The sequence below is a fragment of the Streptomyces sp. NPDC048643 genome (genome assembly GCF_040650615.1).
Classification (GTDB): Bacteria; Actinomycetota; Actinomycetes; order Streptomycetales; family Streptomycetaceae; genus Streptomyces.
In genome coordinates this window covers 89,770-102,793 of record NZ_JBEZHO010000018.1, presented here as the reverse complement: position 1 = coordinate 102,793, position 13,024 = coordinate 89,770, and the positions used below count along the sequence as shown (strand labels likewise).

The window sequence follows — 13,024 nt, the reverse complement described above, 5'->3', positions numbered from 1 at the left end:
GCCAGTGAGACACCTGTGCCCAGCATGAGACGTGTGTGTCTCATCTGGGGTACTCTTGTCTCATGGCTGTCGATCGTGACCACGTGCTGCGCAGCGCAGCCGCCCTGCTGACCCGGAAATCCACCGCGACCATGGACGAGGTCGCGAAGGCCGCCGGGATCAGCCGGGCCACGCTGCACCGCCAGTTCGCCGGGCGCGACGCGCTCGTACGGGCGCTGGAGGCCCTCGGCATCGAGGAGTGCGAGGCGGCACTCGACGCCGCCCGCCTGGACGAGGGCACCGCCCAGGAGGCCGTGCGCCGTCTGGTGAAGGAGCTGGAGAAGGCGGCCGGACTGCTCGCCTTCCTCTACACGGAGAACCAGCTGTTCGAGGGGGACGGGCAGCACGAGGGCTGGGCGCGGCTCGACGCCCGGATGTCCGCGCTGTTCCGGCGCGGACAGGAGAGCGGCGAGTTCCGCATCGACCTCACACCGCCCTGGCTCACCGAGGCGCTCTACGGCCTGATGGCCTCCGCGTCCTGGGCCGTCACCGAGGGCCGGATCGCCGCCAACGACTTCCACCACATGATCGTCGAGCTGCTGCTCGGCGGAGCACTACGGAGAGAGGAACCATGACCAGCACCCTGCAGCCGGCCGTCGCGGCGGAGGTGGAGAAGCGCCCGGGCCGCTGGCTCGCGCTCTCCGTCCTCGTCCTCGCCGTGCTGTTGGTGGCCGTCGACGCGACCGTCCTCGGCCTCGCGACCCCGTACATCAGCGAGGACCTGAAGCCCTCGGGCACCCAGCTCCTGTGGATCGGGGACGTGTACTCCTTCGTCATCGCCGGTCTGCTCGTCTCGATGGGCAGCCTCGGCGACCGCATCGGCCGCAAGAAGCTGCTGCTCGTCGGCGCGACGGCGTTCGGCCTCATATCCGTGCTCAACGCGTACGCGACGACACCCGAGATGATGATCCTGGCGCGGGCCCTGCTCGGTGTCGCGGGCGCGACCCTGATGCCCGCCACCCTCGCCCTGATCCGCAACATCTTCCACGACCCGCGCGAGCGCAGCCTCGCCATCGGAATCTGGGGCGCGACGGCCTCCGCCGGCACCGCCGTCGGCCCGGTGGTCGGCGGATTCCTGCTCGAACACTTCTGGTGGGGCTCGGTCTTCCTGATCAACCTTCCGGTGATGGTGGTCCTCGTCCTCGTCGGCATCAAGCTGCTGCCCGAGTCGAAGAGCCCCAGCCACGGGCCCTGGGACCTCATCAGCGTGACGCTGTCCCTCGTCGGCGTGATCGGCGTCGTGTACGCGGTGAAGGAGGCCGCCGCGCACGGCCCGAGCGGCGCGGTGTTCGCCACCGGTCTGCTCGGCGCGGCCGCCCTCGTCTGGTTCGTGCGCCGCCAGCTGACGCTGCCCGCACCCCTGCTGGACGTCCGCCTCTTCCGCCACCGGGGCTTCTCCGGTGCGGTGCTCGCCGACCTGTTCACCGTGCTCGGTCTGTCCGGTCTGGTGTTCTTCCTCTCCCAGTACCTGCAACTCGTGCAGGGACGCGGCCCGTTCGAGGCCGGGCTCGCCGAGATCCCGGCCGCCGTCGGCGCCGTCGCCGCCGGTCTGGTCGCGGGCCGCTACGCCCGTCGGTTCTCCGTACGTGTCGTCGTCTCCGGCGGCCTCGCCGCGGTGGGCCTCGCGCTCGGCACGCTCACCGTGCTCGGCCAGTCCACGGGCTACCCGGTCCTCGGCGCCGCCCTGCTCGTCGTCGGCATCGGTGCCGGCTTCTCGTTCACGGTGACCGCCGACGTCATCCTGTCGACCGTGCCCAAGGACCAGGCGGGCGCCGCGTCCGCGGTCTCCGAGACGGCGTACGAACTCGGCGCCGCCCTCGGCATCGCCCTGCTCGGCTCCGTCGTGACCGGCGTCTACGCCGGATTCACCGGCCCCGCGGGCACCCCCGCCGCGGCGCACGACTCCCTGGGCGGAGCGGTGGAGGCGGCCGGAAACCTGCCCGCGCCGGCCGCCGAGGCGATGCTGAACGCGGCCCGCGAGGCCTTCGTGGACGGCCTGGCCTTGGCCTCCGGCGCGGGAGCGGTGGTGCTCCTCGCCACCGCCGTCGCGGCCTGGTTCCTGCTGCGCGGCCAGAAGCTGGAGTCATGAGAAGGCGGCCGGCCCGCTTCGGGTCCGGCCGCACGAACGGCGTGGGCCGGCTGCACCGCGTCCGGCCCACGCGCCGGTCGCCCGTCGCCACAGCCGCCCCGCCCTCGGCGCGGGTCGAGCGGCACGCGGAGCGGTAGCGGGCTGCCGGGGGCGGGGCGCCTGTGGCGGTCCGCCCCGCCCCCGCCGGTGGTCGCCGGCGGGGTGGCTCCGCCCGTCGACGGCACCACGAAAGGGACCCGGCGGCGGGGACGCCGACGGAGCGGGTGCTCGGGCGACCGCGAGCACGAACGGGGTGGGCCCCGGCCGCTGTCCAGCGGCCGGGGCCCACCCCCTGTGCGATGTCGTGCGGGCGGGGGCTAGGCCGCCTTCGCCTTCGTTGCGTACATGTCCACGTACTCCTGGCCGGACAGCCGCATGACCTCGGTCATCACGGAGTCGGTCACGGCGCGCAGCACGTACCGGTCGCGGTCCATGCCCTCGTACCGGGAGAACTCCATGGCGGGGCCGAAGCGGACGGTGACCTTGCCCGGGCGCGGGATGCCCGCGCCGCCCGGCTGGAGCTTGTCGGTGCCGATCATCGCGAACGGCACGACCGGGGCCCCGGTCATCAGGGTGAGGCGGGCGATACCGGTGCGGCCGCGGTACAGCCGGCCGTCGGGGGAGCGGGTGCCCTCGGGGTAGATGCCGAAGACCTTGCCCTCCTCCAGGATGCGGCGGCCGGTCATCAGCGCCGCGACACCGCCGTTGGCGCCGTCCCGGTCCACGGGGATCATGCCGACGCCGGTGAAGAACCACGCCATCAGCCGGCCCTTGAAGCCCTTGCCCGTGACGTACTCGTCCTTGCCGATGAACAGCACCTGCCGGTCGCAGACCAGCGGAAGGATCATCGAGTCGATGAACGTGAGGTGGTTGCCGGCCAGGATCACCGGACCGTCGCCCGGAATGTGCTCCACGCCCTCCACCCGAGGACGGAACATCAGGCGCATGATCGGTCCGAGCGCTGCCTTGATGAGCGCGAAGCGGGACAACGGGCCCTCCGGTGTCAAGGGATTCGGTATGGAGTCTGTGCAGGTGAGGACGATACTCGCGGTTGCCGGGTGATTGCACATCGGGTTCACCGACTGGATACGCGGTGTTGACGTACGTTTACCTGCGGTGGCACGCCTGTGGGCGGCCGACATCGGGGCGACACGATGTGACGGACATCGCGCGCCGCACCGGCGAACGGGTGACCCCGCCATGGTTCGCCGCCCGCTCGCCGCTCTCCCCGCCGGGTACCCCCGCCGCACGACCCGAAGCGGACGGACCGTCAATTCCGCGTCGGGCGCCCGCCGGGGTCATCGACTGTTCCGCCGCAGGCCTCCCTCCCGTCACACGGGGACACCTACGATCGTCCCGCTCGACAGGCAGGACACCGACGGCGGGAGAGGAACGCTCATGGGAGTGCAGGAGCCGAACGGTCAGGGGCGCGGCGCGGCGCGGCGGACGCTGCTCGGGGCCGCGGTACTCGGAGCCGGGGGAGCGGTCCTCGGACTGCCCGGCACGGCGAGCGCCGACGAGCGCCACGGAGGCGGCGGCTACCGCGGCCTGCCCAAGCCGACGATCATCGGTCACCGCGGCGCCAGCGGCTACCGGCCGGAACACACCTTCGGCTCGTACCAGCTCGCCCTCGACCTCGGCGCCGACGTCGTCGAGGCGGGCGACCTCGTCCCGACCAGGGACGGTCACCTCGTCTGCCGCCACGAACCGGAGATCGGCGGGACCACCGACGTCGCCGCGCACCCCGAGTTCGCCGCGCGCAGGACCACCAAGGTGCTGGACGGCGTCTCCACCACCGGCTGGTTCACCGAGGACTTCACCCTCGCCGAGCTGAAGACGCTGCGGGCCGTCGAGCGCATCCCCGCCAACCGCCCGCACAACACCCTCTACAACGGGCGCTGGGAGATCCCCACCTTCGAGGAGGTGCTCCGCTGGCAGGACGAGCAGACCCGCAAGCGAGGCAAGCAGGTCTGGATCTACCCCGAGACCAAGCACCCGACCTATTTCCGGGCCCTCGGCCTCGGCCTGGAGGAGCGCGTCGCCAAACTGCTGCGCAGGTACGGCAAGGACAAGAAGGACTCTCCGGTCATCCTCCAGTCCTTCGAACCGACCAGCATCCAGCGCCTGAACAAGCTCGTCGGCAACCCGCTCGCCGTGCTGCTCTCCGGCGCGGACACCCGCCCCTGGGACTTCGTCACGACGGGCGACCCGCGCACCGTCGCCGACCTGGTCACGCCCGAGGGCCTGAAGTGGATCGCCTCGTTCGCGCAGGGCATCGGCCCCACGCTCGACCTCGTCATCCCCAAGGACGCGGCCGGCAAGCTCACCACGCCGACCACGCTCGTCGCCGACGCGCACCACGTGGGCCTCGTCCTGCACCCGTACACCATGCGCAACGAGAACCCCTTCCTGCCGGCCGACTTCCGCAAGGGCACGGACCCGACCGCCTACGGGGACGCCTTCGGCGCGTTCAAGGCGTACTTCGCGACGGGCATCGACGGCGTCTTCTCCGACAACGCCGACACGGCGCTGCTGGCCCGCGCGGACTTCCTCGCCCGCTGAGCCGTCGGCCGAGACGCACAACGAACCGCACGCCGGGCCGTCAACCGGCGCTCCCGTCACCCCGGATGGGGTGACAACCGGCCGTCCCGGCAACCTCCTGCCGGGGCGGCCGCGTCGTGCCGCACATGACCCACGAGATGGTTTCCGCGCTCCGTCCCCTGCTCGCCGCCGAGGCGTCGGCCGAGGCCCACGCGTCCGGCACCGAGCAGAACGATCTGGAACAGGCCGTCTGGCTCCGCCTCCTGGAGCGGCTGGACACCGCGGGCCCGCCCGCCGACCCGCCGGGATGGCTGCGCCGCGCGGTGCGCTCCGAGGCCCGCCGCAGCCGCCGTACGGCACGCGCCGAGCAGCCGTACGCCGTCGAGCCCGCGGACGACCGGCGGCACGGCCCCGAGCAGCAGGCGATGACCGCGGACCGGCGCCGTGAACTGCACGCGGCCGTGCGCCGGCTGCCCCGCCGCTGCCGTGGCCTGATGGCCGCGCTGCTCTCCCCGGAAGACCTCACGTACCGGGAGATCGCAGGCGAGTTGGGTATCTCACAGGGCAGTCTGGGTCCGGAACGTTCCAGATGCCTGGGATGTCTGCGGCGATTGCTCGCGGTGGAGGTTGCGGCCCACTGACGACGGGGATAGGAGTGGGGGACGACCGGTGAACAGGTGAGCGGGAGGCATGCACACATGGGCATGAGCGTGACCATCTCGGCGGCGACCGAGCAGGACGCAGAACAGATCCTGAAGCTGCAGTACCTCTGCTACCAGAGCGAGGCCGCGCTGTACGGCGACTACGGCATCGAGCCGCTCACGCAGCCGCTCGACTCGCTCAGGGCGGAACTCGCGGACGCCACGGTCCTGGTGGCCCGGCTCGGCGACGAGGTGGTGGCCTCCGTGCGGGGCGCCGTCGACGCCGACGGGACGGCCCGGATCAACAAGCTCATCGTGCACCCGCGCATGCAGCGGCACGGCCTCGGCGGACGGCTGCTCGCCGCGATCGAGAGCCGGCTCGGCGCGGACGGCGCGGCCACGTCCTTCCAGCTCTTCACCGGCCACCGCAGCGAACACAACCTGCGCCTGTACCGCAAGCACGGCTACGCGCCCGTCTCCCGGGAGCAGGTCGACGAGCGGCTGACCCTGGTGACCCTCGCCAAGGGCGCGGACACCGTCGCGTACGCCACCAGCGCCTGACGGCCGCGGCCGTCGGCCTGCACCCCGCCGAAGGGTGGGAGTCGGGCCCGGCGGCCGCCGCGGTCGCTAGCGGGCGGTGGTACGCGCCGTGCGCAGCCAGTACATCGCCGACAGCGGCAGCAGCACCGGGATGAAGAGATAGCCCATCCCGTAGTCCGACCACACCGTGGCGTCGGGGAAGGCGGACGGCTCCACCAGCGTCCAGGTCCCGACGATCAGCACCCCCGCGAGCTCGGTGGCGCAGCACACCAGCGCCGCCCTGCGCGCCTTCTCGCCGCCGCGCACGAGTGAGTACGTGATGAAGCCGTAGACGAGACCGGCGACCGCGGACAGCGAGTAGGCGAGCGGGGCCTTGTCGAACTCCGTGGAGATCTGCACGGCCGACCGCGAGACCGCGCCGACCACCATCACGCCGTACAGCCAGACCAGCAGCATGCCCGGGCCGCTGACGAGCCGGATGCGACCGGTCGCCGCAGGCTCCTCGCGCACCGTGTCGTCCCGCTCGTCCCGAGGCACGCTCGCGTTCTCCTCCGTGGCCGTCATCTCAGCCTCCCCAGATGTCATAGAGCCGCACTTCGAGCACGGCGAGGACGATGCCGCCCGCCGCCACCGTGGCCGAACCCCAGCGGGTGCGCTCCGCCAGCGACATGAATCCCACGGCGGGGACGCACGCGAAGGCGCCGAGCAGATACGCCACGAAGATCGTCGTGCCCTGTTCCGGCTTCTCGCCGCGCGCCAGCTGGACCACGCCGACCACCAGCTGGACCGCGGCGAGCAGCGACACCACGGCCATGCCGATGAAGTGCCAGTCCTTCGTCGGCTGATCACGGTAGGCGGCCCAGCCGCACCAGGCGGCGAGCGCGAGCGCGGCGACGGCCGTCGCGACCGTCAGGGCATCAAGCATGCCGCGACCCTATTACGGGCCAAAAGGCCCGATGCGCTCGCCCCCGGGGTGGCCCGTAGGGTCGAAGCCATGAAGATCCACGCTGACGCCCTCCTGTTCGACAACGACGGCACCCTCGTCTCGTCCCTGGACTCGGTGAACCGCTGCTGGACCCGCTGGGCGCAGGAGTACGGCATCACCGCCGAGGACTTCGCCCGCATCGAACTGCACGGCCGCCCCGCCGCCGAGATAGTCGCCGACCTGCTTCCTCCCGAGACCGCCCCCGAGGCCCTCGCCAGGGTCGAGCAGCTGGAGCTCGAGGACGTCGCGGGCGGGGTCGTGCCGCTGCCCGGCACCCTCGCGCTGCTCGCCGCCCTGCCCGCCGAGCGCTGGGCCGTCGTCACCTCGGCCACCCGACGGCTCGGCGAGGCCCGCCTCGCCGAGGTCGGCGTCCTGCCCAAGACGCTGATCGCCGCCGACGACATCACCCGCGGCAAGCCCGACCCGGAGCCCTACCTGCTCGCCGCCCGCCGCCTCGGCGTCGACCCGGCCCGTTGCGCGTCTTCGAGGACGCCCCGGCCGGACTCCAGTCGGGCCGCGCCGCCGGGATGACCACCGTGGCGTTGGCCACAACGCACCAGGCCCACGAGCTGGACGCCGACCACGTGGTCGAGGACCTCTCCGCCCTGTCGGTGCTGGTCAGCGACGGGGGCGTCGAGATCTTCACCCGCGACTGAAAAGTGTCCACCGCTGTCCGCTATACGGACAGCGGTGGCGGTTCCCCGCTTGGCGTCTGCTTTACTTCATCCCATGACCACGACGAGCAGCCGCATCCTTGCGACCGAGGCGACCATGACGCCCGGTGCTCGCTGTATGTGTCGAATGCGCGCCTTCTAGAGGGCCCCCGCACCACCGCCTGATCCCGCGCCCCGAAGCGGGATCGCCGCGCCCTGTGTCCGTACCGCGTACGTGACCGGGCTGCCCCGCGCACCTGTTCTCCCCCCGGTTCCATCGCCATCGCGAGAACCCGTGTCGCGTTCCCGCCCGCATGCACCCGTGCCCCGGCGTACACCCACGCCCGCACTCGACAGTGACGGAAACCCCTCAGTGATCACGACAACGGGCCTCACCAAGGTCTACCGCTCGCGCGGCCGTGAAGTGACCGCCCTCGACGGCGTCGATCTGCATGTCCGCGAAGGCGAGGTGTACGGCGTCATCGGTCAGTCCGGCGCCGGCAAGTCCTCCCTCATCCGCTGCGTCAACCTGCTGGAGCGCCCCACCGCCGGCACGGTCACCGTCGCCGGACAGGACCTCACCGCCCTCGCCGGGCGGGGCCCGCGCGCGGGCCGCGAGCTCCGCCAGGCGCGCAGCCGGATCGGCATGGTCTTCCAGCACTTCAACCTGCTGTCCTCGCGGACGGTCCAGGACAACGTCGAGCTGCCGCTGGAGATCCTCGGCGTCTCGGGCAGGCGGCGGACCTCCAAGGCGCTCGAACTGCTCGACCTGGTCGGCCTCTCCGACAAGGCCAAGGCCTACCCCGCACAGCTCTCCGGCGGTCAGAAGCAGCGCGTCGGCATCGCCCGCGCGCTGGCCGGCGACCCCAAGGTGCTGCTCTCCGACGAGGCGACCAGCGCCCTCGACCCGGAGACCACCCGCTCCATCCTCCAGCTGCTGCGCGACCTGAACCGCCAGCTGGGCCTGACCGTCCTGCTCATCACGCACGAGATGGACGTGGTCAAGTCGATCTGCGACTCGGCCGCCCTGATGGAACGGGGCCGCGTCGTCGAGTCCGGCACCGTCAGCGAACTCCTCGCGACGCCCGGCTCCGAGCTGGCCTCCGCGCTGTTCCCGGTGAGCGGCGACGTGTCCGGCGACGACCGCACCGTCATCGACGTCACCTTCGTCGGTGAGGCCGCGACCCGGCCGGTCATCTCGCAGCTCTCGCGCACCTACAACATCGACATCTCGATCCTCGGCGCCGCGATGGACACCGTCGCGGGACGCCAGGTCGGCCGGATGCGCATCGAACTGCCCGGCGGCTACGAGGAGAACGTCGTACCCATCGGCTTCCTCCGCGAGCAGGGCCTGCAGATCGACGTCGTCGAACAGGCCGCCCCGGAGTCCGTGCTGGTGAAGGAAGGTGCCAAGTGACCTGGTCCGAGATGCAGCCCCTGCTGTCCCAGGCGTGTTGGGACACGCTCTACATGGTCGGCTGGTCCACGCTCATAGCCATCGTCGGCGGTCTCCCGCTCGGTGTCCTGCTCGTCCTCACCGACCGCGGCGGACTCCTGCAGAACGTGGTCGTGAACAAGATCGTCGGTCAGGTCGTGAACGTCGCCCGCTCGCTGCCGTTCATCATCCTGATGGTTGCGCTGATGAGCTTCACGCGGACGATCACCGGGACGACCATCGGTCGTGAAGCGGCCATCGTGCCGCTCGCCGTCGGCGCGATCCCGTTCTTCGCGCGCCTGGTCGAGACGGCGGTCCGCGAGGTGGACGGCGGACTCGTCGAGGCCGTGCAGGCGATGGGCGGCAACACCTGGACCGTCGTCCGCCGGGTCCTCGTGCCCGAGTCGCTGCCCTCGCTGATCTCCTCGGCGACCACCACGATCGTCGCCCTCATCGGCTACTCGGCGATGGCCGGCACCGTCGGCGCGGGCGGCCTCGGCGACATCGCGATCCGCTACGGCTACCAGCGCTTCGAGACCGAAATGATGTGGATCACGGTCGCCATCCTCGCGGTCGTCATCTCCGTCATCCAGTTCGCCGGCGACTACGCCGCCCGTGGACTGCACCGCCGCGGCGGCCAGTCCGGCGCCGCCCCGAAGCTGCGGTTCCTGAAGTCCCGGGAGCCCTCCGCCGCGGACGTCGGCAAGGTCGCCTGACACTCGGCGGCCCGTCTTCCGGCCGTCGGCACCCCACCCCCCTCGGTTTCCCCGTCCACCTCATGACGGGGCGGCACCACCCATAAGGAAAGGCACTTTTCGTGCGTAACACCGCCAAGATCACCACCGCTGTCCTCGCTGCCGGAGCCCTCACCCTCGGCCTCTCCGCCTGCGGCTCCGACAAGGACTCCGCGTCCTCCTCCGACAAGAGCGGCCCGCTCGTCGTCGCCGCCAGCCCCGTCCCGCACGCCGAGATCCTGAACTTCGTCAAGAAGAACCTGGCGAAGAAGGCGGGCCTGGACCTGGAGGTCAAGGAGTTCCAGGACTACATCGTCCCGAACACGGCGACCGAGGACGGCTCGGTGGACGCCAACTACTTCCAGAACCAGCCGTACCTGGACGACTTCAACAAGAAGCGCGGCACCCACATCGTGCCCGTCGTCACGGTGCACCTGGAGCCGCTCGGCCTCTACTCCCACAAGGTGAAGAGCTCCGACGCCCTGAAGAGCGGTGCGACCGTCGCCGTCCCCAACGACGCGGTGAACGAGGCGCGTGCCCTGAAGCTGCTCGCCTCCAAGGGGCTCATCACCCTCAAGGACGGCGTCGGCAACGAGGCGACCCCGCAGGACATCTCCAAGAACCCGAAGAACCTGAAGTTCAAGGAGGTCGAGGCGGCTCAGACCCCGCGCTCCCTCGACGACGTGGACGCCGCGGTGATCAACGGCAACTACGCCATCTCCGCCGGTCTCAAGCCCGCCAAGGACGCCCTCGTCCTGGAGTCCGCGACGAACAACCCCTACGGCAACTTCCTCGCCGTCAAGAAGGGCAACGAGAACGACCCGCGCGTGAAGAAGCTCGCGAAGCTCCTCACCTCGCCCGAGGTCAAGAAGTTCATAGAGGACAAGTACGCCGGCTCCGTCATCCCCTCCTTCAAGTAGGCGCGAAGCGGCAGTTCACCGACCGCGGGGCCGCACGGTCCTCCCGGTCACCGCACGGGGTCCACTCCATTACCCGGAGTGGACCCCGTTGTGCGGTTCGGTGGTTTCATGCTGCATGCTGGGCAGTTCAGCGGACCTGGCGGTACATCAGGTCCGAAGTCCCCGACGGTTACGGAGCGTCGTATGACGAGCACCTTCCCCGACATCTCCATCAGCACGGAGCGGTTGGTCCTGCGTGCGCTCGACGAGGACGACGTCGCTCCGCTGGCCGAGATGATGAACGACGAGATGGTGGCGGCCTGGACGTCGATCCCCCAGCCGTTCTCCGAGGACGGCGCCCGCCACTGGATCACCGACTACGCGCCCACCGAACGCGCGGAAGGGCGTGGACTCGACCTCGCCGTCACCGAGTTCCTCACCCAGCGCCTGGTCGGGGTCATCCAGCTCGGCAAGACGAACTGGCGGGTCCGCTCCACCGAGCTCTCCTACATCATCGCCCCCTGGGCGCGCGGTGAGGGCTACGCCTCCGAAGCGGCGCTCGCCACCGCCCGATGGCTCTTCGGGGACCAGAAGTTCGAACGCCTCGAACTGCGTACGGCCGCCGACAACACCGCCTCCCAGCAGGTCGCCCAGAAGATCGGCTGCATCAGCGAGGGCGTGCTGCGCAACGCCTGCATAGCGCGTACCCGGACCGAGGACGGCACCTGGGTCGACCTGCGCACCGACTTCATCGTGTGGAGCCTGCTGCCCGAGGACCTGGAGGACGTCGGCGAGCATCACGCCGACGCCGGCGGCTACACCTCGTACAACGACTGGAACTGAGCGGGGCGGCCGGAGGGAGGGCGGTCCGCGCGCCGGAAGCGTCGGCGTACGGGAGCCCCCGCGTCGCACCGTACGGACCGGCACGGCGCCGTCCGGGCACACCAGGTACCCTCACGGAGCCCGCTCGGGCTGCACCTGAGGACCCGCGACGACCTTCTGGAGACTGACGACGATGGCCGACCGGGTCACGGTGATCGGCTGGGACGGCTCGCCGCTGACCGCCGCGGGGCGCTCCGCTCTCGGCGCCGCCACCCTCGTGGCGGGCGCGGCCCATCATCTCGCGCTCCCCGAGGTGCCCGAGCGCGCCGAACGCATCCGCCTCGGCAGCGTCGGGCTCGCCGCCCGTCGCATCGCCGGCCACCGCGGCACCGCCGTCGTCTTCGCCGACGGGGATCCGGGGTTCTTCGGCGTCGTCCGCACCCTGCGCGCTCCCGAGTTCGGCCTCGAGGTCGAGGTCGTCCCCGCCGTCTCCGCGGTGGCCGCCGCCTTCGCCCGCGCCGGGATGCCCTGGGACGACGCACAGGTGGTCGTCGCCCACGGCCGTACGCTGCGCCGCGCGGTGAACGTGTGCCGCGCCCACACCAAGGTCGCCGTCCTCACCTCTCCCGGCGCGGGCCCCGCCGAACTCGGGCTGCTGCTCGACGGCGTGCACCGCACCTTCGTCATCTGTGAGGAACTCGGCACGTCCGACGAACGGGTCACGATGCTGACCTCGGACAAGGCGGCCGACCACACCTGGCGCGACCCCAACGTCGTCATCGTCATCGGCGGATTCGTGGCCACCGCGGAAGGGGGCGGCTGGATCGCGGGCCGTGAGCCCGGCGCCGGGCCGCGCGGCTGGGCGCTGCCCGCCGAGACGTACGGCGGTGCCCTCGGCGAAGGCGAAACGGATCTGCTGCGGGCCGCCCAACTCGCCCGCCTGGGACCGCGCGTCGGCGACCTCGTCTGGGACATCGGCTGCGGCAGCGGGGCGTTCGCCACCGAGGCCGCCCGCACCGGCGCGGCCGTCATAGCGGTCGACCGCAGCCCGGGCTCCTGCGCCCGCACCGAGCACGCCGCCCGACGCTTCGGCGTCCAGATGCAGATCGTGCACGGAGCGGCCCCGCACATCCTCGAAGACCTGCCCGAACCGGACGTCGTGCGCATCGGCGGCGGGGGAGCGGCGGTCGTCTCGGCCGTCGCCGACCGCCGTCCCCAGCGCATCGTCGCGCACGCGTCCACCCGTGACGCCGCCGAACTGATCGGCCGCGACCTGACCGAACACGGTTACGACGTCGACTGCGCCCTCATCCAGTCCGTCGAACTCGACACGAGGGCCTGGACGGAGAAGGAGCGGAGCGTCGCGTTCCTGCTCAGCGGCCGTCTGCCGGATCGCGCCCCGTGATCCTGTTGTCGTACTGCGCGCGGTAGGCTGGCCGATCGTTGTACCGCTCCCGTGGGTTCGGCCTTTCGTAGGCCAATGTCCGGAAAACCCGCCCGTTTTGAGGCGTGTGTGGTACGGCAGAACCGGAGGACGCGCAACGTGGCGTAGTCCACAGCGGGCGCTCGCGGATCATGCCGCCGCGAGGGCGGAACGACCGGGACAA

The 13,024-nt window shown here is 71.3% G+C and carries 13 protein-coding genes and 1 pseudogene; 11 read left to right on the top strand and 3 right to left on the bottom strand.

What is annotated here, in order from left to right:
- The first annotated feature begins 62 nt into the window (after window positions 1–62).
- Window positions 63–614 carry a TetR/AcrR family transcriptional regulator gene (locus tag AB0C62_RS19955; protein ID WP_179165491.1) on the top strand — a complete coding sequence of 184 codons (552 nt, stop codon included), beginning with the start codon at window positions 63–65 and terminating at the stop codon, window positions 612–614.
- Window positions 611–2,128, top strand: coding sequence for an MFS transporter (locus AB0C62_RS19950; protein WP_362974854.1), 1,518 nt, complete (start codon window positions 611–613; stop codon window positions 2,126–2,128). The genes AB0C62_RS19955 and AB0C62_RS19950 overlap by 4 nt, the downstream gene beginning before the upstream one ends.
- 356 nt (window positions 2,129–2,484) lie before the next feature.
- Here AB0C62_RS19950 and AB0C62_RS19945 read toward each other — a convergent pair whose 3' ends face one another.
- Window positions 2,485–3,237: a lysophospholipid acyltransferase family protein gene (locus AB0C62_RS19945; protein ID WP_362974852.1), complete on the bottom strand. Its 753-nt coding sequence runs from the start codon at window positions 3,235–3,237 to the stop codon at window positions 2,485–2,487.
- 328 nt (window positions 3,238–3,565) lie between these two features.
- Between AB0C62_RS19945 and AB0C62_RS19940 the strand changes: the two genes are divergently transcribed.
- The 3 genes from AB0C62_RS19940 to AB0C62_RS19930 all read left to right on the top strand — a co-directional run bounded on the left by AB0C62_RS19940 (window position 3,566) and on the right by AB0C62_RS19930 (window position 5,910).
- Window positions 3,566–4,729, top strand: a complete 1,164-nt coding sequence (locus AB0C62_RS19940; protein WP_362974850.1) for a glycerophosphodiester phosphodiesterase — start codon at window positions 3,566–3,568, stop codon at window positions 4,727–4,729.
- 125 nt (window positions 4,730–4,854) lie between these two features.
- Window positions 4,855–5,349, top strand: a complete 495-nt coding sequence (locus tag AB0C62_RS19935; protein ID WP_081223411.1) for a sigma-70 family RNA polymerase sigma factor — start codon at window positions 4,855–4,857, stop codon at window positions 5,347–5,349.
- Between the two features lie 57 nt (window positions 5,350–5,406).
- Entirely contained in the window at window positions 5,407–5,910 is a 504-nt protein-coding gene (locus AB0C62_RS19930; protein WP_362974848.1) for a GNAT family N-acetyltransferase, read from the top strand.
- Between the two features lie 66 nt (window positions 5,911–5,976).
- Here the strand turns inward: AB0C62_RS19930 and AB0C62_RS19925 are convergent, their stop codons facing one another.
- Window positions 5,977–6,453, bottom strand: coding sequence for a hypothetical protein (locus tag AB0C62_RS19925; RefSeq protein WP_362974846.1), 477 nt, complete (start codon window positions 6,451–6,453; stop codon window positions 5,977–5,979).
- Window position 6,454: 1 nt separating this feature from the next.
- Window positions 6,455–6,814 (bottom strand): hypothetical protein, encoded by a 360-nt coding sequence (locus tag AB0C62_RS19920; RefSeq protein ID WP_362974844.1) that lies wholly within the window; start codon window positions 6,812–6,814, stop codon window positions 6,455–6,457.
- Window positions 6,815–6,883: 69 nt separating this feature from the next.
- On the opposite strand from AB0C62_RS19920, the pseudogene AB0C62_RS19915 reads away from it, so the two are divergent.
- From AB0C62_RS19915 to cbiE, 6 genes and pseudogenes are all read left to right on the top strand, one after another.
- Window positions 6,884–7,530, top strand: a pseudogene (locus tag AB0C62_RS19915) (HAD family hydrolase).
- 370 nt (window positions 7,531–7,900) lie between these two features.
- Window positions 7,901–8,944 (top strand): ATP-binding cassette domain-containing protein, encoded by a 1,044-nt coding sequence (locus tag AB0C62_RS19910; protein ID WP_362974843.1) that lies wholly within the window; start codon window positions 7,901–7,903, stop codon window positions 8,942–8,944.
- On the top strand, window positions 8,941–9,678 hold the full coding sequence (locus tag AB0C62_RS19905) for a methionine ABC transporter permease (protein ID WP_362974841.1): 738 nt from the start codon (window positions 8,941–8,943) through the stop codon (window positions 9,676–9,678). The genes AB0C62_RS19910 and AB0C62_RS19905 overlap by 4 nt, the downstream gene beginning before the upstream one ends.
- Window positions 9,679–9,779: 101 nt before the next feature.
- On the top strand, window positions 9,780–10,616 hold the full coding sequence (locus AB0C62_RS19900) for a MetQ/NlpA family ABC transporter substrate-binding protein (RefSeq protein WP_356177109.1): 837 nt from the start codon (window positions 9,780–9,782) through the stop codon (window positions 10,614–10,616).
- A 183-nt stretch (window positions 10,617–10,799) separates the two neighbouring features.
- Window positions 10,800–11,438, top strand: a complete 639-nt coding sequence (locus AB0C62_RS19895; RefSeq protein WP_362974839.1) for a GNAT family N-acetyltransferase — start codon at window positions 10,800–10,802, stop codon at window positions 11,436–11,438.
- 172 nt (window positions 11,439–11,610) lie between these two features.
- The gene (cbiE, locus tag AB0C62_RS19890; protein ID WP_362974837.1) at window positions 11,611–12,822 is read left to right on the top strand and encodes a precorrin-6y C5,15-methyltransferase (decarboxylating) subunit CbiE; all 1,212 of its coding nucleotides are present in this window, start codon (window positions 11,611–11,613) and stop codon (window positions 12,820–12,822) included.
- Window positions 12,823–13,024 lie beyond the last annotated feature (202 nt).

Bases quoted from the DNA above. Each gene is read 5' to 3' on its own strand.
- AB0C62_RS19895 (WP_362974839.1), top strand. From the start codon at position 10,800: ATGACGAGCACCTTCCCCGACATCTCCATCAGCACGGAGCGGTTGGTC.
- AB0C62_RS19925 (WP_362974846.1), bottom strand. From the start codon at position 6,453: ATGACGGCCACGGAGGAGAACGCGAGCGTGCCTCGGGACGAGCGGGAC.
- AB0C62_RS19930 (WP_362974848.1), top strand. From the start codon at position 5,407: ATGGGCATGAGCGTGACCATCTCGGCGGCGACCGAGCAGGACGCAGAA.
- AB0C62_RS19945 (WP_362974852.1), bottom strand. From the start codon at position 3,237: ATGTGCAATCACCCGGCAACCGCGAGTATCGTCCTCACCTGCACAGAC.
- AB0C62_RS19940 (WP_362974850.1), top strand. From the start codon at position 3,566: ATGGGAGTGCAGGAGCCGAACGGTCAGGGGCGCGGCGCGGCGCGGCGG.
- AB0C62_RS19935 (WP_081223411.1), top strand. From the start codon at position 4,855: ATGACCCACGAGATGGTTTCCGCGCTCCGTCCCCTGCTCGCCGCCGAG.
- AB0C62_RS19950 (WP_362974854.1), top strand. From the start codon at position 611: ATGACCAGCACCCTGCAGCCGGCCGTCGCGGCGGAGGTGGAGAAGCGC.
- cbiE (WP_362974837.1), top strand. From the start codon at position 11,611: ATGGCCGACCGGGTCACGGTGATCGGCTGGGACGGCTCGCCGCTGACC.
- AB0C62_RS19955 (WP_179165491.1), top strand. From the start codon at position 63: ATGGCTGTCGATCGTGACCACGTGCTGCGCAGCGCAGCCGCCCTGCTG.
- AB0C62_RS19920 (WP_362974844.1), bottom strand. From the start codon at position 6,814: ATGCTTGATGCCCTGACGGTCGCGACGGCCGTCGCCGCGCTCGCGCTC.